Origin of the sequence: Acinetobacter sp. (assembly GCF_045628685.1) — a bacterium.
Classification (GTDB): Bacteria; Pseudomonadota; Gammaproteobacteria; order Pseudomonadales; family Moraxellaceae; genus Acinetobacter.
In genome coordinates, this window is record NZ_JAZQPV010000111.1 from 1 (window position 1) to 17,666 (window position 17,666).

Annotated in this window: 19 protein-coding genes and 1 pseudogene; 11 read left to right on the forward strand and 9 right to left on the reverse strand. The window is 40.0% G+C overall.

Going from position 1 to position 17,666, the window contains the following annotated elements:
* Nucleotides 1-439: 439 nt before the first annotated feature.
* The 3 genes from ACKI4H_RS14385 to ACKI4H_RS14395 all read right to left on the reverse strand — a co-directional run bounded on the left by ACKI4H_RS14385 (nucleotide 440) and on the right by ACKI4H_RS14395 (nucleotide 2,654).
* Nucleotides 440-1,015, reverse strand: a complete 576-nt coding sequence (locus ACKI4H_RS14385; protein WP_131269565.1) for a xanthine phosphoribosyltransferase — start codon at nucleotides 1,013-1,015, stop codon at nucleotides 440-442.
* Between the two features lie 91 nt (nucleotides 1,016-1,106).
* The gene (locus tag ACKI4H_RS14390) at nucleotides 1,107-1,820 is read right to left on the reverse strand and encodes a DUF3108 domain-containing protein (RefSeq protein WP_407306903.1); all 714 of its coding nucleotides are present in this window, start codon (nucleotides 1,818-1,820) and stop codon (nucleotides 1,107-1,109) included.
* A gap of 156 nt (nucleotides 1,821-1,976) precedes the next feature.
* Nucleotides 1,977-2,654 (reverse strand): hypothetical protein, encoded by a 678-nt coding sequence (locus ACKI4H_RS14395; protein ID WP_407306905.1) that lies wholly within the window; start codon nucleotides 2,652-2,654, stop codon nucleotides 1,977-1,979.
* Nucleotides 2,655-2,899: 245 nt separating this feature from the next.
* Between ACKI4H_RS14395 and ACKI4H_RS14400 the strand changes: the two genes are divergently transcribed.
* Complete coding sequence (locus ACKI4H_RS14400; RefSeq protein WP_407306907.1) at nucleotides 2,900-3,778, forward strand: energy transducer TonB; 879 nt, start codon at nucleotides 2,900-2,902, stop codon at nucleotides 3,776-3,778.
* A 151-nt stretch (nucleotides 3,779-3,929) separates the two neighbouring features.
* Here the strand turns inward: ACKI4H_RS14400 and ACKI4H_RS14405 are convergent, their stop codons facing one another.
* From ACKI4H_RS14405 to miaB, 4 genes are all read right to left on the reverse strand, one after another.
* The gene (locus ACKI4H_RS14405; protein ID WP_407306909.1) at nucleotides 3,930-4,247 is read right to left on the reverse strand and encodes an antibiotic biosynthesis monooxygenase family protein; all 318 of its coding nucleotides are present in this window, start codon (nucleotides 4,245-4,247) and stop codon (nucleotides 3,930-3,932) included.
* Between the two features lie 274 nt (nucleotides 4,248-4,521).
* Nucleotides 4,522-5,004, reverse strand: coding sequence for an rRNA maturation RNase YbeY (ybeY, locus tag ACKI4H_RS14410; RefSeq protein ID WP_407306911.1), 483 nt, complete (start codon nucleotides 5,002-5,004; stop codon nucleotides 4,522-4,524).
* A 19-nt stretch (nucleotides 5,005-5,023) separates the two neighbouring features.
* Nucleotides 5,024-6,097 carry a PhoH family protein gene (locus tag ACKI4H_RS14415; RefSeq protein WP_407306913.1) on the reverse strand — a complete coding sequence of 358 codons (1,074 nt, stop codon included), beginning with the start codon at nucleotides 6,095-6,097 and terminating at the stop codon, nucleotides 5,024-5,026.
* Between the two features lie 39 nt (nucleotides 6,098-6,136).
* On the reverse strand, nucleotides 6,137-7,591 hold the full coding sequence (gene miaB, locus ACKI4H_RS14420) for a tRNA (N6-isopentenyl adenosine(37)-C2)-methylthiotransferase MiaB (protein WP_407306915.1): 1,455 nt from the start codon (nucleotides 7,589-7,591) through the stop codon (nucleotides 6,137-6,139).
* A gap of 355 nt (nucleotides 7,592-7,946) precedes the next feature.
* Between miaB and ACKI4H_RS14425 the strand changes: the two genes are divergently transcribed.
* From ACKI4H_RS14425 to ACKI4H_RS14455, 7 genes and pseudogenes are all read left to right on the forward strand, one after another.
* Entirely contained in the window at nucleotides 7,947-9,920 is a 1,974-nt protein-coding gene (locus ACKI4H_RS14425; protein ID WP_407306917.1) for a transglycosylase SLT domain-containing protein, read from the forward strand.
* A gap of 35 nt (nucleotides 9,921-9,955) precedes the next feature.
* Nucleotides 9,956-10,612: a ribonuclease I gene (locus tag ACKI4H_RS14430; RefSeq protein ID WP_407306919.1), complete on the forward strand. Its 657-nt coding sequence runs from the start codon at nucleotides 9,956-9,958 to the stop codon at nucleotides 10,610-10,612.
* Nucleotides 10,613-10,781: 169 nt separating this feature from the next.
* A complete protein-coding gene (locus ACKI4H_RS14435; protein ID WP_407306921.1) occupies nucleotides 10,782-11,768 on the forward strand; it encodes a malate dehydrogenase in 987 nt (328 codons plus the stop codon).
* A 177-nt stretch (nucleotides 11,769-11,945) separates the two neighbouring features.
* Nucleotides 11,946-12,224: a DUF2789 family protein gene (locus tag ACKI4H_RS14440; protein WP_407306923.1), complete on the forward strand. Its 279-nt coding sequence runs from the start codon at nucleotides 11,946-11,948 to the stop codon at nucleotides 12,222-12,224.
* 51 nt (nucleotides 12,225-12,275) lie between these two features.
* Nucleotides 12,276-12,530 (forward strand): DUF2789 family protein, encoded by a 255-nt coding sequence (locus ACKI4H_RS14445; protein WP_407306925.1) that lies wholly within the window; start codon nucleotides 12,276-12,278, stop codon nucleotides 12,528-12,530.
* 164 nt (nucleotides 12,531-12,694) lie between these two features.
* Nucleotides 12,695-12,896, forward strand: a pseudogene (locus ACKI4H_RS14450) (DUF2789 family protein).
* Nucleotides 12,897-13,017: 121 nt separating this feature from the next.
* Complete coding sequence (locus ACKI4H_RS14455) at nucleotides 13,018-13,281, forward strand: DUF2789 family protein (protein ID WP_407306927.1); 264 nt, start codon at nucleotides 13,018-13,020, stop codon at nucleotides 13,279-13,281.
* Nucleotides 13,282-13,352: 71 nt separating this feature from the next.
* On the opposite strand, the gene ACKI4H_RS14460 is transcribed toward ACKI4H_RS14455, so the two are convergent.
* Together ACKI4H_RS14460 and ACKI4H_RS14465 are read right to left on the reverse strand one after the other, a co-directional pair.
* Nucleotides 13,353-13,880, reverse strand: coding sequence for a hypothetical protein (locus ACKI4H_RS14460; RefSeq protein WP_407306929.1), 528 nt, complete (start codon nucleotides 13,878-13,880; stop codon nucleotides 13,353-13,355).
* A 91-nt stretch (nucleotides 13,881-13,971) separates the two neighbouring features.
* Nucleotides 13,972-14,574 carry a 2OG-Fe(II) oxygenase gene (locus tag ACKI4H_RS14465; protein ID WP_407306937.1) on the reverse strand — a complete coding sequence of 201 codons (603 nt, stop codon included), beginning with the start codon at nucleotides 14,572-14,574 and terminating at the stop codon, nucleotides 13,972-13,974.
* Between the two features lie 116 nt (nucleotides 14,575-14,690).
* Between ACKI4H_RS14465 and ACKI4H_RS14470 the strand changes: the two genes are divergently transcribed.
* From ACKI4H_RS14470 to ACKI4H_RS14480, 3 genes are read left to right on the forward strand one after another with little or no spacing between them, the layout of a single operon-like run.
* Nucleotides 14,691-15,548, forward strand: coding sequence for a 23S rRNA (adenine(2030)-N(6))-methyltransferase RlmJ (locus ACKI4H_RS14470; protein ID WP_407306931.1), 858 nt, complete (start codon nucleotides 14,691-14,693; stop codon nucleotides 15,546-15,548).
* A 45-nt stretch (nucleotides 15,549-15,593) separates the two neighbouring features.
* Nucleotides 15,594-16,421 carry a CDP-diacylglycerol--serine O-phosphatidyltransferase gene (gene pssA / locus ACKI4H_RS14475; protein WP_407306933.1) on the forward strand — a complete coding sequence of 276 codons (828 nt, stop codon included), beginning with the start codon at nucleotides 15,594-15,596 and terminating at the stop codon, nucleotides 16,419-16,421.
* Nucleotides 16,422-16,459: 38 nt separating this feature from the next.
* Nucleotides 16,460-17,533 (forward strand): DUF6670 family protein, encoded by a 1,074-nt coding sequence (locus ACKI4H_RS14480; RefSeq protein ID WP_407306935.1) that lies wholly within the window; start codon nucleotides 16,460-16,462, stop codon nucleotides 17,531-17,533.
* Nucleotides 17,534-17,666: the final 133 nt, after the last annotated feature.

A 17,666-nucleotide genomic window follows, 5' to 3' on the forward strand; every position in this document is an offset into this window, starting at 1 on the left:
TGTTAATGCTTCTGTAGATGTGACTACAGCCGGAGCAGAAGCTTCTATCAACAATAGTATCAAAACTACTGCTATGGGTGCTGTGAATACCGGCAGTATCACTGTGACTGTAAAATAAATCCTTGTTCAATGTGATTTAAAGGCCTAACTATTGGCAGATAGTTAGGCTTTTTATTTTATACTCATACCCGTATAAATTGTTGCTTTAAGAGACAGATAGCAGAATTTATTGAATAGCAGGAGTTGTTTCTAAAATTGAATGGCAACTCTTTAATCTTGATTTATCACCCTTATGGGAAAGTGGGGAGCAAGGTTTAGCGAGATCATCATTCGCCATGGTTTGTTGTATAAGATTTTAATGGCTGCCTTACCTAAAAACAAAAAATCACATATAAAAAAAAGAGCGCCTAAGCGCTCTTCTTGAAAATCAATTTGACACTCAGTCACGAACAAATTCAACCGTGCCATTTTCCAAAGATTTTACCCGTGCTAAAGATTCAACACGGTAACCTTTATCAAGTAACAGTTGGCGACCTGGCTGGAAAGATTTTTCAATCACAATACCAATACCCACGACTTCTGCATTTGCCTGATGAATTAAATCAGCAAGACCTAAAGCCGCTTGACCATTTGCCAAAAAGTCATCAATCACCAACGCTTTATCGCTAGAGCTAATGTGCTTGTTTGAAATAGCAATCGTGCTTTCAATCTGTTTAGTGAAAGAGAACACTTTAGAGCGATATAAATCGTCTTTTAAAGTTAAAGACTGGTATTTACGTGCAAAGATTACAGGCACGCCAAGTTCTAAACCTGCCATTACTGCTGGAGCAATACCAGAAGCTTCAATGGTGATAATCTTGGTGATCCCAGCATCTTTAAAACGGGCAGCAAACTCTTTACCAATTTGCTGCATCAACACAGGGTCAATTTGATGATTCAAGAAAGCATCAACTTTCAGAACTTGATCAGATAGAACGATACCTTCACTTAAGATTTTCTGTTCTAGTGCGTGCACGGGAGAATTCCTCTAAGGGCAGATGCTTTTTCAAGCAAAAGCGTATTTTAAAAAGGCTCTCAAAAAATGCAAGCGAAATTGATCAAATCGATTAATTCGTTGTGCCTTTATAGCCTGTTAACAGCAAACCATAAGATGTTTTGCCATCTTGATGAGAAACCTTCACTGGAGCATAGTCAAGTTTAGGGGCTAACCAGAAAATCGTGTCACGGTTTGGTTTGTCATGTTTCATCACCACTTTAATGGTGTCAAAAGTGCCGTAAGAGGTTTTAACTTTTTCTGAACCCTGTTTTACAAAGCGACGTGATTCAACTTCTTTAGCATCGGCAATGGCATAACTTGATTTTAAGCCTGAATTTTTGAGGTCTTCACGCAGTTGTAATTCAGCATTTAACTCATCCAGAACACCAGGTTTCCAGGCAAAAGAACGTGCTTTGTCATCTTTCTTGGTGTGAATGGTTTTGGTGGTGGGATTAAAATTAATGCTCATGCTGTTATTGTGCACCAAAATTTTACTGCTACGGCTAAAACTGTTCGACATGATTTGGCTGCCATTTAAACTAAAATGGCTAGTTTCAGTGGCTGATGCCATAGCACCGGCTTTGGCAGCGAAAACATAGGTCCAGTTATTTCCAGACTTGCTTAAAGTACGTGTTGCCGAGCCCATATTTTTGCCGTTATAGCTAAATTGATAACTTGCTTGGAATGGGCTCATGGCAAATGCTTGGCTTGAGAAACCACTAAACAACAGTGTAGTGCTTACACCAGATGCCAATGCGATTGTTTTCAATACATTGTGAGCCATAAGTAAGTGTTCCTGTGAAGTTTGATATTGTTTTTTGCTTGGTTACTATTATGCGCTTTGATTATGAAGATAAAATTCAAAATTTTGTCCAATCTGTATCTTTATGTAGTTTTTTTCAGCTAAAAATACAGATTTTAATCATGAAAAACCATTCAGCTATTTTTGTTTAATTGGGCTGACTTTTGTATCAGGAATGTCTGTTCTATCCCAATGATCTACCGGTTCTTCTGATATTTTTCTAAATAGTGCGGTCAAGTTGACATTGCCTGTAACCACCAGTTCAGCTTCACGTAAAACTGCATGATTGACATGGACTTTGGCCAAAGTATCAATAATGGAACGTTTTTTACCCAGCCAGCGGTTGAGGTCTAAATACAGTAAATCATCTTTAACTTTAATGACATTGAGCTTTTCCAGAATCATGCCCAAAGGATCTTGATCTAAGACTTTTTGATAGAAAAATAAAGCAAATTTTGCCGCAAGCTTTTGGAAGATATTCTTATATTTTGCTTCAATCACTTGGGTATCGCTAATTTGTTCAAATACTATAAGCTGGATGTCTTTATTCAGTTCCATCTGTACCAGTTTTAAATCGACTGAAAGGGTGGTGTATAGACCTTTGACCTCCAGAGTGGCATATAAACGTAGCCAGTCATCATGCAGATCTGCATGCAAATCTTTCAACATGGAAACATTATCGGTCACAAAACGCTGAAATGTGGCATTTAGAAAAACTTGGGATAATGGAAATTCACGCTCATCTTCAATAAATCCCTCAGCTTTTTGGTAAACTTGACGTATACGTTTCGAGATATTGGATATTAGCGTTTGCATATGGAGCATCCTAGCAAGTGAATCTTCTTAAACTTCGAGAGATAAACGATTTTGTCGAAAAGTATTAAAAATACAACTATTCAATCTTGCAGTTTAGCAAAATTAATTGCACCATTTTCATGATTTTAATTGTCTACAGTTCGCTTGTTGATTGAGTTCTCGTTTTTTATTCAAAAGTGAAGACTGTGTTTATTTTATACTGTTTTATGCAGTTTGGGGACCAGACATTTTGTCGGTTTAATGTGATGCTCAAGAAAATCAGTTTTACGCCTTTAATGCATGCATGGTGGAAAGATTCTATTTTCACAAGCGCAGTTATTTTAGCTGCGGTTCTACATTTGATTATTTTGACGCTGCAATTTGCAATGCCGGCAGAAAGTGATGCAGCAGTGAAAGAAATTGCGGTAACTTTACGCCCAAGTAAAGACAAAGTTGAAGATTCCGATTTTCTGGCACAGGCAGATCAGCAAGGTTCAGGAACCTTCCGTGAAGCACATCGCATGTCGAGTGACATGCCTGCACCGATGCTTGAACAGAGCGCAGGTGAACAACAACAAGAAAGTTTAGAGCGGTTACAGCAAAAGCGCGAGCTCAGCTTTGAAGAAAAAGTTTTAATGACCACCTTAAGCTGGAAAAAAGAAGCGGAACAGAATCAGCGTAAAAAGACTATGGAAGAGCTGAATAGCCAGTTCCAGGCCAAAGCAGCCATGGTGGCAAGCCTAGAAGCGCAATATTTACAACGTCAGCAAAATTTTAGCCGTCAGCAGAAAATTAAAACGGTAGATGGCATCCAAGCCAAGCAGGATATTTCAGCTGCTTATTTGGAAAAATTCCGGCAAAAAGTTGAATTTTACGGTAACCGTTATTATCCCGATGCTGCAAAATTGCAACGCTTGGCAGGGGAAGTGCGTTTAATGGTGATTCTAAATAAAAATGGCGGGATTCGGGCCATTCGCCTGATTGACAGTTCAGGTCATGCTTTACTGGATGAAGCTGCAAAAACATCCGTGCGTAAAGCGGCACCCTTTGGCGGCTTTGATCAAGGCATGAAAGATATTTCAGAATTGCGTATTGTTCGTACCTGGCGTTTTGACCCGGCAGAAGCAGAGTTTGACGTGCGTTAAATCCCTTCTCACCTCTCTTTTTTAAAGGGAGGAAAATTCTTATTCATTATAAATAGATTTCGAGTTTCGTGAATTTGCCCCTTAATTCAATTTTATTGGATTTACTCTTGTCCCTTAGGAAAAGCTGGAGGAAGGGATATAGCAACTCCTCTTATCTCTTGAGAAAGAACTCATTATTGATCTCCATATAACTTCGATGAATTTCACAAATTTCAACACTAAAATTTTTATACCATTTCTGTTTCCCTAAACGCTGCGCAACTTGGTGTTCTGCATCTTTATGCCAAGTTTGAATATCTTCTAAAGTATTCCAATATGACAAAGCAATCTCCAAGTCATTTTCAGTAATCGCTTCAAATTTTTGGCAATTGAATTGTGTAAGTGCTTTTTCACGTAAAAGTTGGGCTGCTCTAGAATATTCATCGTCTAAAACATTTATTTTTGCTTTGAAAATGACAATATATTTCATTTTGTATAATTTTTTATCTTATTGAGTCTGTTGTTTTATAAGAGATAAGGTGTTTCTTTTGCAAGCAAAGAACAGTGAATATGGTTTAAAAATGTATAAATAAAAAAGAAAATTCTTCTATGTTTTTAGAAGAGTGTTGGGGTAAGAAGGATGAAAAGTTTATGAGATTTACCCTCATCCTCTTGCGGAATATATTCCTCATCCCAAAGGGAGAAGGAATATTTTAAGGAAATAAAAAAAGCGAGCCTAAGCCCGCTTTTTTATTGCATGAATTTTAGTCTTGCTCGGTATAAGGATTGTCAAATCCCAACTTGGCCAAAATTTTAATTTCCAAAGCTTCCATTTCTTCAGCATCGGCTTCTGAAGTTTCATGGTCATAGCCCATTAAGTGCAATACACCATGAACCAGCATATGGGTGAAATGCTCAATCGGTGTTTTGCTTTGATCAATCGCTTCTTGCAAAACCACAGGAATACAAATCACCAAATCACCCATCGGCCATGCATCAAGCATGGGTAAAACTTCTTCTGGAATATCACTTGGGAAAGACAAAACATTGGTTGCTTTGTCTTTTTGGCGATATTCCAGATTCAATTTATGACTTTCATCATTGTCGACACAGGCAATCCCGATTTCGCAATCTTGATTAAACTCGATATAACGAAGTGCCGTTTCAATCACTTTCTTGATATAAGCACGTTTCAGCACAAGCTCGGGAGCCTGAAAGTCTTGTTGGAGCGAGAGACTAAGTTTCACAATGAATCCTTAAATAATCTTAGTCCTGGGCATCGGCAGCTGCATCATTTTCAGCAATCATGGCTTCCTGACGCGCTTTGCGTTCTGCACGTGCTTCAGCACTAAGACGATGTTGTTCACTGTCCCATCCTTCATATGCTTCGACAATTTTTTGTACCAGCTGATGACGAACCACGTCACGAGAATGAAAACGAGTGATATGAATTTCAGCAATTTGCTCAAGCACGCGTAAACAATGCGCCAGACCAGATTGTTGACCACGCGGCAAATCGACCTGAGTAATGTCACCGGTAATTACCGCACGTGAACCAAAACCTAAACGGGTCAGGAACATTTTCATCTGTTCAGGCGTGGTATTTTGTGCTTCATCTAAAATCACGAAAGAATGATTAAGGGTGCGACCACGCATATAGGCCAGAGGCGCAACTTCAATAATCTGACGTTCAATCAGTTTGGCGACTTTTTCAAAGCCCAGCATTTCATACAAGGCATCGTAAAGCGGGCGCAAATATGGATCGATTTTCTGGCTTAAATCACCAGGTAAAAAGCCAAGTTTTTCACCGGCTTCAACCGCAGGACGAACCAGCAGAATACGCTGGATTTCATTACGTTCCAGCATATCGACTGCGGCAGCCACTGCCAGGTAAGTTTTACCCGTGCCTGCAGGACCAACCCCAAATGAAATATCACTTTGCAAAATACGCTGTACATAGCGTTTTTGATTCGCGCCACGGGGATTAATCCGGCCTTTACGGGTTTGTAACCAGACCTCATCCAGACCTGTATGTTCCTGATCTGGATCAATCTGTAATTCACGGTCAGTCTGACTGCCCTGAATCATCAGATGCAGAGTGTCAGCACTAATTTGCTGGCTAATTTCAGTTTCTTCATGCAGACGCATCAAGAGGCTCTCGGCCCTCTCTACTGCATCGATATCCCCACCAATATAAAAGACATCACCTCGATGGGAAATGTTGACATCTAAACGTTGTTCGATTTGTTTCAGATGGTCGTTATAAGCACCCAGCATGCCTTTTAAACGTTCCATCGAAACGCCAGGAAAATTTACTGTACGTCGAATCGCTGCAGTCAAGAGAATTCCTTATAAAATGGTCTAACTGATCACCTTACATTACGCCACGTCAGGCTCAAGATTCAAGAGTTCACCGTAAACAAAATTTAAAGTTTTGATTTCAGTAATCTCGATTTCTGCAAAACGTCCAACCCAGGCAGGATCCCCAATGAAGGATACATAACGGGTGTTATCGGCAGTACCGACCAACAGGTTTGGATCCTTGTCAGAAACATTTTCAATCAAAACACGTTGAATGGTTCCCAGCATGGCATCTGTTTTATCAATACTTGAACGCTTGATCCATTTTTGTACTTTGCCAAGACGTTCTTTTTTCACATCTTCTGGGGTGCTATCTGGCAATTCAGAGGCTGGCGTACCTGGACGTTTTGAATAAATAAAACTATATGAATGGTCAAAATCTAAATCTTGGATAAATTGATAAGTCTCTTCAAAGTGTTCATCAGTTTCACCGGGAAAGCCAATAATGAAATCACTTGATAAATGCATATCGGGGCGTACTGAACGTAACTTTTTAATTTTGTCGATATAGACGTCGATGGTGTGGTTACGCTTCATCGCTTGAAGTACATCGTTGGAACCACTTTGTACGGGCAAATGTAGATGTGAAACCATTTGTGGCAAGTCACGGTAGCATTGAATCAGATCATCATTAAATTCAAGCGGATGTGAGGTGGTATAACGCAAACGACCAATCCCCGGAATTTCAGCGACTAAACGTAGCAATTCCGCAAAGGTAAAGATGTTGCCTTCAAAGGTTTCACCACGGTAGCCATTCACATTTTGGCCCAGTAGTGAAATTTCACGTACGCCTTTTTCAGCCAAACCTGCAATTTCAGCCAGCACGTCATCTAAAGGACGAGAAACTTCCTCACCACGGGTATATGGCACCACGCAGAAAGAACAGTATTTTGAACAGCCTTCCATAATCGAAACAAATGCTTTGTAGCCTTCAACACGAGGTTCAGGTAAAAAGTCGAATTTTTCGATGTCCGGGAAAGAAATATCCACCAGCTTGATTTTATCTTTCTTTGGTTTTTTAATTTGATCGCTATGCTGATCCAGCATTTGCGGCAAACGGTGTAAGGTTTGGGGGCCAAAAACCATGTCAACATATGGCGCACGTTTTTGAATGTTGTCGCCTTCTTGGGAAGCCACACAACCGCCGACCCCAATCACCAGATCAGGATTTTTTTCTTTCAGTTTGCGCCAGCGACCAAGTTCAGAAAATACTTTTTCCTGGGCTTTTTCACGAATCGAGCAGGTATTCATCAGGAGAATATCGGCTTCCTTCGGATCAGTCGTTAACACATAACCGTGTGAGTCGCCCAACAGGTCTGCTATACGATGACTGTCATACTCATTCATCTGACACCCTTGCGTTTCGATATACAGTTTTTTCACTGATCCGTCGGCTGGGGTGTGCTGTGGCTGGGTAACAGTGTTTTCTGAAGCAGCTTGGGCACTATTTGGAATGAAGGTTTGAACCGTCATGTAGGCTCCTAAAGGATAAATCGTAGAAATCACTATTTAAGATTCCCCATATTATAGGGCGTACTGGCATTTTTCCTTTTTTTCCATTTCAATCGTTAATTGAAAAGTATTTAAGAAAATCATGCTGGCTTAATCTTTTAAAATTGTGATTTGAATAGAAGAAAGGCGCATATTTTAGCAGGAATCGAAGCCAAACTTATAGATATAAATAAACCGACAAGAAGATTGATTTATGGAGTAAAAATGATTGAAAATTAATATTGTCTAATCATAAGGTTACATAACACAACAGTAGAGTAGTTTAATAATAATTAAACTATCCAAAAATGATCAGGTGCGACCAGGGCAATACTAAATGACGGAAGGTAAGCATATGTTTAATCGGGTAATCAATAAAAAATATTATAAAATACTTGCTTTAGGTTTGGTATCAACAGGTTTCGTTTCTATTACGCATGCGGCAGATGAACAATTTAATGAGGCCTTACAAGCGGCGAATGCGGGAAATATTGGATTGTTACAACAATATCAAGCCTCAATGCAAAATGATGTACTCGGCTATTACCCTGAATACTGGTCACTAAACGCGAATTTATCTGCACAACCTTCCAGTAATATTGTTAATTTTGCACAGCGCTATCCACAATCTGCCATGGCTGAAAAATTGGCGGCAGATTATGTGGAAGAAAAAGTAAAACAAGCCGATTTTGCCGCTGCACAACCAGTTTTGCAGTATGTCACCAATGCCGACCAGGCCGAAAGCTGTGCCGTGGCTCAAGTTCGCGCAAAATCAGGTGATCCGCTGGTCTTTGCGGAATACAAAGATGTCTGGCTGACCACCAATTCACAACCTGAATCCTGTACCGGTTTGGGACGCATGATGCTTTCCAGTCCACTCATGACAGCAGAGGATAAACAGCAACGCCTATGGGGGCAGCTTCGTGCAGGTCAGTCCGGTCAGGCTGTAGCTACCGCACAAAGCTTGGGCATGAGTCTGTCACTGGCGCAACTTAATCAAATCCAAGCCAATCCCTTAAATTATTTGTGGTCTGCACCGAAAGCATCTACTACCGATCATGCCTATTTGGTTTTTGCGATGGGACGTTTGGCAGATAGTGATTTAAATTCTGCCATGTCTGCAGTAAAAAATGCAGCCCAAGGCACACCAGTTCAAGTGCAAAAAGCTTTATATCGTGCTGTGGGCTATATTGGCGGCACTACGGTGATGAAAAACAACTTCAATCGTGAAGTGCTGAATTATCTGGATGCCAGTTATGGATTGCCATTTAGCTCAGAAGAAGCAGAAATTTATGCCCGCCAAGCCATTCGTTTCAGCAGTTGGGAAAGTTTGATTCGTGCCATTGATGCAATGAGCGTGACGCAAAAACAGGAAGATCGTTGGCAATATTGGCTGGCACGGGCATTAGAACAGCGTGGAGATGCAAGCTCTAAGCGTACTGCACAGGAAATCTTTAAAAAATTGGCACAAGGGGATGATTACCACAATTTATTGGCTAAAGATAAAGTCGGACAAAAGTATAATAATATTCCGAATAATGTTGAACCGTCTAATAGTGATGTGCAACGTTTAAGCCAGAACATTCATTTTAATCGTGCTTTTGCGTTACGCCGTGTCAATGCACCGGATAATTATATTAATCGTGAATGGAACTGGGCGGTTCGTCAGGCCTATTTAAAACATGATGATGGCTTACTGCTGGCGGCAGCGAAACGTGCCACGGATATGGGCTGGTATGACCGAGCAATCTATGCTGCAGATCGTACTGAAAATAAACATAATTACTCATATCGTTATGCCATGCCGCACCAAAGTTATGTGGTGAGCCATAGCCGGAATGCCGGCATCGATCCTGCATGGGCCTATGGACTGATGCGTCAGGAAAGTCGTTTTAATACCGGTGCACGTTCACATGTGGGTGCAGGCGGCCTGATGCAAATTATGCCGGATACAGCAAAACTGGTAGCGCGTCAGATGGGGGAGACCTATAACCCGGCTGCACTGTCTGATATGAATACCAATATTCGTTATGGCACTTTCTATTTGTCGATGATTCAGAGCCAGTTGAGCAATAGTCCTGTTTTGGCCACAGCAGGTTATAACGCAGGTCCAAACCGAGCACGTCGCTGGCAACCCGATTATCAGCCTATTGCTGCAGACCAATATACCGAAAGCATTCCACTGACTGAAACCCGTGATTATGTAAAACATGTGATGACCAATGCAACACATTACGGGGTATTACTTGGACAAGGTGCACAATCTATTGAAAAAAGAATGAATATTATTCCATTGAGAATAAATCCTTAAATTTTAATTTTTTGTTGATGGGGTCTAATTTATTAATGATATTTTTTGACTACACACCAGTTTTAGCCAGAGTGGCGCTGTTCGTCGTGAGTGGGGGTGGACTCGTGCTGGGTTCATCTTATGTTTTCGCAGCGCCTGTGCAAGGTTATGTGATGGTGGTACAAATGACGCCTGCTGTGTGTATGTTGGATAATCAAAAATCAAAAAAACGGAAATGTTTAGAAGGCTATGCGCTTAATATTTCAGGTTTATTGCCTGAAACCTCAGAATCGGATTGCAGAACTGCAGCTTCGGCCATTTTATCACCCTTACAAGCGAAAGTGGTGGCACGTGTCATGCCGGATGAAAATGCGCGAATTCAACTCTGGCAGGCAATTGGCGGTTGTGTACCGATGAATGCAAGTCAATATTTTCGTACCGTGATTAATTATGCAGAACGTTTGAAAATACCTTCTGAACTTACTAGTCCTGAAAATCGAACCTTGCATATGACCAACCTTCGTTTGCAGTTTTTGCGTTTAAATCCGACTTTACCCGTGAGTGCGATTAAATTTAATTGCGCAGTGGTAAAGGGGGTCACCATTCTGACAGAAGTCAAAATTTGCTATAAACCGAATGGGCAATATAAACAGTGCTCTGCAGCAGTTGAAACCAATTGTCCAAGTTCATTCACCATAAAAGGTTCTTACTGAGCTTTTCAGCCTATTTTATTTATATTTCCTATCAGACTTTTGTTGAAGTTCTATCTCTTTTACATGCATCAGTCCAATGATTGGAGTACAATCTTTGGCGTTTATGATTATTAGATTAAATAGACTAACTATTTAATCGCATTGACTATCCTCAATTGGAGATAATTAGATGAAGCAAGCCGTTCGTGTTGCCGTTACTGGTGCTGCAGGTCAAATTGGTTATAGCTTACTATTCCGTATCGCAAGCGGCGAGATGCTAGGTAAAGATCAACCGGTTATTTTACAATTGTTAGAAGTTCCTTTTGAGAAAGCTCAACAAGCGCTTAAAGGCGTGATGATGGAACTTCAAGACTGCGCATTTCCTCTTTTAGAAGACATGATTGGTACTGATGATCCAAAAGTAGCATTCAAAGATGCTGATTACGCGTTATTGGTTGGTTCACGTCCACGTGGTCCTGGTATGGAACGTGCTGACTTGTTGAAAGTGAACGGTGAAATCTTCATCGGTCAAGGTCAAGCATTAAACGAAGTTGCTAGCCGTGACGTTAAAGTACTGGTTGTAGGTAACCCTGCAAACACGAATGCTTACATCGCAATGAACTCTGCTCCAGATCTTCCTGCGAAAAACTTCACTGCAATGTTGCGTCTTGACCACAACCGTGCGGCATCTCAAATTGCTGCTAAAACTGGTAAAGCGGTTAAAGATATTAAAAATCTTACAGTTTGGGGTAACCACTCTCCAACAATGTATGCTGACTACCGTTTCGCTACAATCAATGGCGAAAGCGTTAAAGACATGATTAACGACCAAGATTGGAATGCAAACACATTCCTGCCTACAGTTGGTAAACGTGGCGCTGCAATCATTGAAGCTCGTGGTTTGTCTTCTGCTGCTTCTGCTGCTAACGCTGCAATCGATCATATGCGCGATTGGGCTCTTGGCACAAATGGCGAATGGGTAACGATGGGTATTCCTTCTGACGGTTCTTATGGTATCCCTGAAGGTGTAATGTTTGGTTTCCCTGTAACTACTGAGAACGGTGAATACAAAATCGTTCAAGGTCTAGAAATCGACGAGTTCAGCCGTGAGCGTATCAACGTTACATTGAACGAACTTGAAGAAGAGCGCGCAGCGATTGCTGACATGCTTAAATAATTTGATCTGAAAAGATTAAGTTGAAAAGCACTCCATTTGGGGTGCTTTTTTTATACCTGTCACTTTAATTGAACAAAAAATAACATGCTGTGAAGGAGAGACAACTGAGTTTTGATGATGAGCAATCTAAGGTAGAAACAAGATTAAATTATAGATAAAAAGATGGAGGTCAGTCCGATGTTAGAGCAACGCCCCACTTTCGAACTGTTCTTTGAACAAATGGGTCTGGATTCGAGCCCGGAAGCGATTGATGAGTTTATTCGTACGCATCAAATTGGTATGGATGTGCCTCTACATAAAGCACCTTTCTGGAGCAAATCACAGCATGACTTTCTGATTGGTCACTGGAAGGAAGATGATGACTGGGCCATTTTTGTCGATGTGCTAAATGAACAATTGCACATTGAAGCAGAGGGTTCAGGTGCTTGCGACGTGCCTGGTCATAAATCAACTTAAGAATTTCGATCTCAACACACTCATAATTTAACGCTACGATGGATTCTACTTATGCTTATGGAACAACAGTTAACTTTAGAACTATTATTTGAACAACTGGGTTTGCCTGCAGATGAAGCTGCGATTGATCAGTTTGTTAAAAATCACCAGTTGGCTTCCGAAGTGATTTTGCCAGATGCAAATTTTTGGAGTGAAGGTCAAAGTGCCTTTTTACGTGAGCACTGGCATCAAGATGATGAGTGGATTGTGATTATTGACAAGCTGAACCAGCTCTTACATGTGGAAAGCGACAAGCAGAGCACTTAAATGCTTTCATACAAAAGAAACAACAAACCTGGTCAAATGACTAGGTTTTTTTGTCTTATCTTATAAGTTTGATCTGTAAATAATTACAATTTATCTGATATAAGGAGGGTCCGATGCTCATGAAGAACCAACCATCCTTAGAAATGTTATTTTCTTAACTCGGTCTGGCAAATAGCGCTGCTGCCATTGAGTTGTATATCCGTACCCATCAACTTCCAGCAGGCTTGTCCTTGTATGAGGCACCATTCTGGAATAAATCCCAGCGTTCATTATTGATCAGTCAATTGGGTACAAGATGATGATTGGGCAATAGGGGTGGATATTTTAAATGAACAATTACATGGCGAAGATCAGTCGCATGAATAAGATGAATTTTTAATCACAAATTGAAACAACATAATTAGAGTGATGACTATTATTGTTTGAATATTTCTTATAAGTTAATTGAATAATAAATGACAATTTAACGAATAAGGAGTTTGCAAAGATGAGGAATAATAAACCATCCTTAGAATTATTGTTTTCGCAGTTGGGATTGGCCAATAGCCCTGCAGCCATTGAGCTTTTTATACGTACACATCAATTACCCGCAAATCAAAACTTACACGATGCACCTTTCTGGAATAAGTCCCAGCGTGAATTCTTGATCCGTTATCTGGTTGAGGATGCTGATGAATGGGTCATCTGGATTGATGAACTGAATCAGCAGCTGCATATGAATGCCAATAAATTAAAAATGGCTTACAGTTAGAATAAATATTTTTCAAAAATATAGGGATATAAAAAAACTCTCCGTTTTAGAGAGTTTTTTTATATCTGGAATTAATGCAATTTGCTTTGCAGTAGTTTTACAAACCAAAGTTCTTTGCGTACGGGTCTAAAGGAAGGGTGCTGCTGTAATAGTTCTAAATCAAAGTCAGCGGATTGACTATATTTAGTCAACCAATGTCGAGTCAATGCTGTTTGATTTTTAGAAACCGATGCATAGGCAAGGAAAAAATAGATGTCACTGTGTTCATGTTGAGACAGCGGTTTTAAAATCTGCTGGGTGATTAAAGCAAAACGCTGTTCCTTGGTAATTTCAAAATACAGCATATAGGCTTTAGCCAGATGTAAAGACAGATTCAAATACAAGCGCATTGGCATTTCTTCATATTCAATTCGGGCCTGTTCTAATAGAACCACGGCTTCTTGCAGAAAATGAATCTGTTCTTGACGTGAATTACTGATTACCACTAGCTGTAAGCGCAAATCAGCACGTTCTAAAGCGAGATCAGGGGTATTGTTTTTCAAATACAATTGATCTGTCTCACCGATACGCTCGATAATTTTTTTTGTATTTTCAAACATTAGCCAATACCTCATTGATGAATTATCAGTATATAAGGGCAAAACCCGGAATTTAAAGCTAAATACAGCATCCTGATTTTATAATAAAGAATTAGAACAAGACATTAGCACTACGTAACCATCCTGTAATCGATAAACGTTGATGCTGGGCTTTAATCACTTCGTGCAATAAATCGCTTTGGAACATTGCAATGCGATTTGGCTTGGGTTGAATGGTATGCCATTGCCCATTTTTATCTTCTAGATGGAGTTCTCCACCCCAGTCATCTTGCCAGTCCTCATGTAAATAATAGACTGTAGAAATAATACGGCCATTTTTTCCTTGTGGATTGTCACGATGTAAAGCGTAATGTTCTCCTGCGTTATAGCAGGCAAAATGTGCTTCGACTTCTTGTATGCCTAAATAAAAATTTTGATTTAATAATTTAGAAATTTCTTTAAGGGTTTCAATGTGATGCTGAACAGTTGCTAGTTCTTCACTAATCCATAAGATATGGTCACTACGGATATTGCTGACCACGCCGCTTTGAATGGCAGCATCCCGAAAATGGTTTAAATTAGAAGTACATTCTTCAGCTAAAGCAAGTACATAGTCTTGATGGTAGACATTATCAATGAGGGTAAAACCATGTTGATCTAAATCTTCAATAATTTGATCAACATTCCATGACTTTGGGAGGTGAATTGCATCCATACACATATACTCAAATACAATCTGAAAAAAGGTGGCGTATTCTAGAGCAAGATATCCTTCGGAATGAAACATTTTTTCATGCTAAAATATCCATTGATTATAGGAATTAAAGAAACATGAATTACCGTCACCATTTCCATGCAGGCAACTTTGCCGATGTTATGAAGCATGTGTTATTGCTTCAACTTTTAGCACGTTTAAATGCCAAAGATAAACCATATCGCTATATCGATACGCATGGTGGTGCAGGTAAGTACGATTTATCTACTTCTGCTGCACAAAAATCAGGTGAGTTTTTAAACGGTATTCATCGTTTGGTAAAGCTTGATGATTCAATTATTCGCAATGCCCCAGAGGGCGTGAAGCAGTATCTTAAAGTGGTTGAAGAGATGCGTGCCGGTTCAGGCAAAGGTGCTTATCCCGGTTCACCTTGGTTCGCACTAGAAGGTATGCGCGATATTGATAAAGCAACAATTTTTGAAATGCAAAAAGAAGTTTTTCAAGAGTTGTATTTCAATATTCGTGACCGTCGTGCAGGTCTGCATGAACGTGATGCTTATGAAGGTTTGTTGGGGGTTATTCCACCGAAAGAAAAACGCGGTTTGGTGATGATTGATCCTCCTTACGAATTAGAACGTAAAGATTTCCCCCAATTGGTAGAATTGTTGGCGACTGCACACAAAAAATGGCCTACAGGTTGTTTTGCTGTTTGGTATCCAATTAAAGACCGCGCCATGATTGATCGTTTTGAGAAGAAAATGATGAAAACTGGTATTCGCCGTCAATTGGTGTGCGAAATCTGTGTATGGCCGGATGACACACCAGTCGGTTTGAATGGTTGTGCTTTGCTGGTAATTAATCCGCCTTGGAAATTCTCGCAGGATGCAGATGAAGCATTGCAATGGTTATTCCCGCATTTACGTATGAGTGAAAATGGCGGTCATGCTGCCGTGCGTTGGTTGGTTGGTGAATAAGTTATACCTTTAAGAGAGATATGGTTACAGTTAGGATCGACAAGAATGACAAGTATAAAAAAACCTGAAAGTGAATCTTCTGCACGTGATGAACATGGTTTCGATGGCATCACTTTTGAAGTGGAAGAAGAAGAGCAAACCCATGAGGGACAAAAGGTGAAACGTCGTGGTATCTACCTGTGGCCAAATCTGATCACGACAGCAGCATTGCTGTCGGGGTTTTACTCCATTATTGCCAGTATGAATGGTGATTTTACCCAAGCTATTTACGCTATTTTTCTTGCCGCATTATTAGATGGTCTAGATGGTCGGGTTGCTCGCGCGATTGGTGCACAAAGTGCTTTTGGCGAACAATATGACTCTTTATCCGACTTATTGGCTTTTGGTGTGGCCCCGGCTATTTTAATGTATAGCTGGAGCTTGCATGATTTGGGTCGTATCGGTCTGGCATGTTGTTTTGTTTATACCGCATGTGCGGCATTCCGCTTAGCACGTTTCAATGTGCAAATTGGTGTGGTTGATAAACGCTACTTTATTGGTGTTGCAAGTCCGTTGGCCGCTATTTTGATTATTACCCTCGTCTGGGTCGGACGTGATTTTCCTACAATTTTTGATTTGCGTGAAGTGGGTATTCAAATCATCAATGCCGCGCTCATTGTGGCGGTGGGGCTGTTGATGATCTCAAATATTAAATATTATTCATTTAAAACATTTGATCGTAAACGTGTACCTTTTGCAGTGTTACCAATTGTGGTATTCATCTTCGCTGCGATTACTTATAATATTCCAGTAGGTATTTTAGTCATCTCGATTATCTACGCACTTTCTGGTTTTGTAACAACTTTTATGGCCAGAAAAAATACCCCGATATAAAATGAGATCTCTATACTGAAAATAAAAAGGAGCATGATATGCAGTTGTTTCAAGATTTATTTGACCAGTCTAAACAACTCAATCAGGCTCCATCTCAGGTGCAGTTGGCTTATCATGCACAAAAAGGGCGATATAAAATTATTCATCAAGGCTTGATGATTCCGAATCTGCCTGCACCATTACATTATTTAAACTTTTTGAGCGTGATTGGACAGCCCAATGCACCTATGCTTCGCAATGAAAGTGCCATTCATTCTACTGCTTTGGATACAGCAACTATTATTGCCAGTGTTAGTCCACATATGATGGGGCAACTGAACTCCTATTCTGTGGAAAAAGAATGCCAGTTTAAAAAGGAATATTTTAAATTTGCAGATCGGGAAATGATTTCAGGATATTTCCCGCATTTTCGTATTCAGCGTGAAGATAAAGAGCTGAGTTTTGATTTGTCGGTGACCACCAGTAATATCGTTTCTTATTTTACCAAGTTGCGTATGGGTTTGGCAGATCACTGGTCTGCAATGTGTCAATGTGAAGGTCAGATTATCTATAAAGGTCAGCAATTTGAAATTCAGCAACTGGGCTGTTTCGAATATGCACGCGCCGTTAACTTTTCCTATTTACCTCTCGCATTTTTTACTTATCAAATTATTAATCTGGAAAATAATCGTCAGCTTCTATTAGCGCAAATTCGTGATCCTTTTAACAGCATTGTGCAATCTCGTTTATATTTACGCGACGCGAAGACAGGCAGGGCACAAATGTTTGATGATAATGTCCGTTTCAAAGTTCATCGGGTTTATCCGAAAGTGAAAACGCCGAATGGGCAATACATGTATTTGCCGCGTGAATTTGAATGGGGTTATGAAGGAAAGGATGGCACCTGTATTTCAGTTCAGGCACAAAGTCGTGGAGATTTTAAATTTGGTTTGGCTGCAGGCTATGTGGGTAGCTTTAAATATCAAATCCAAATTAATCATTATGAAGAAATAGGTGAAAGTGGCTACTGTGAATATATCGATTGCCGTTCATTAAACTGGCAGGAAAAAGATAAAGAAGAAAAAATGCGAGATCAATTGGTGAATACAGTCCCTTTTGCATGCAAAAAATAAGAAAATTGGTCTATTTTGCAGAATAAATAAACAGTCGGGATGTTATTGGTAAAATAATAGGGAAAAGGGGTTGCGCCTGATCTGAAATACTGTAGAATGCACATCCATCGGCGGTGATGTTGATTAAAACTTG

Excerpts from the sequence above, each read along its gene's own strand:
- ACKI4H_RS14440 (WP_407306923.1), top strand. The coding sequence starts at position 11,946 with ATGTTAGAGCAACGCCCCACTTTCGAACTGTTCTTTGAACAAATGGGT.
- ACKI4H_RS14430 (WP_407306919.1), top strand. The coding sequence starts at position 9,956 with ATGATATTTTTTGACTACACACCAGTTTTAGCCAGAGTGGCGCTGTTC.
- ACKI4H_RS14405 (WP_407306909.1), bottom strand. The coding sequence starts at position 4,247 with ATGAAATATATTGTCATTTTCAAAGCAAAAATAAATGTTTTAGACGAT.
- ACKI4H_RS14390 (WP_407306903.1), bottom strand. The coding sequence starts at position 1,820 with ATGGCTCACAATGTATTGAAAACAATCGCATTGGCATCTGGTGTAAGC.
- ACKI4H_RS14425 (WP_407306917.1), top strand. The coding sequence starts at position 7,947 with ATGACGGAAGGTAAGCATATGTTTAATCGGGTAATCAATAAAAAATAT.
- ACKI4H_RS14455 (WP_407306927.1), top strand. The coding sequence starts at position 13,018 with ATGAGGAATAATAAACCATCCTTAGAATTATTGTTTTCGCAGTTGGGA.
- ACKI4H_RS14480 (WP_407306935.1), top strand. The coding sequence starts at position 16,460 with ATGCAGTTGTTTCAAGATTTATTTGACCAGTCTAAACAACTCAATCAG.
- ACKI4H_RS14445 (WP_407306925.1), top strand. The coding sequence starts at position 12,276 with ATGCTTATGGAACAACAGTTAACTTTAGAACTATTATTTGAACAACTG.
- pssA (WP_407306933.1), top strand. The coding sequence starts at position 15,594 with ATGACAAGTATAAAAAAACCTGAAAGTGAATCTTCTGCACGTGATGAA.
- ACKI4H_RS14435 (WP_407306921.1), top strand. The coding sequence starts at position 10,782 with ATGAAGCAAGCCGTTCGTGTTGCCGTTACTGGTGCTGCAGGTCAAATT.
- ACKI4H_RS14395 (WP_407306905.1), bottom strand. The coding sequence starts at position 2,654 with ATGCAAACGCTAATATCCAATATCTCGAAACGTATACGTCAAGTTTAC.
- ACKI4H_RS14400 (WP_407306907.1), top strand. The coding sequence starts at position 2,900 with ATGCTCAAGAAAATCAGTTTTACGCCTTTAATGCATGCATGGTGGAAA.
- miaB (WP_407306915.1), bottom strand. The coding sequence starts at position 7,591 with ATGACGGTTCAAACCTTCATTCCAAATAGTGCCCAAGCTGCTTCAGAA.
- ACKI4H_RS14465 (WP_407306937.1), bottom strand. The coding sequence starts at position 14,574 with ATGGATGCAATTCACCTCCCAAAGTCATGGAATGTTGATCAAATTATT.
- ACKI4H_RS14460 (WP_407306929.1), bottom strand. The coding sequence starts at position 13,880 with ATGTTTGAAAATACAAAAAAAATTATCGAGCGTATCGGTGAGACAGAT.
- ACKI4H_RS14470 (WP_407306931.1), top strand. The coding sequence starts at position 14,691 with ATGAATTACCGTCACCATTTCCATGCAGGCAACTTTGCCGATGTTATG.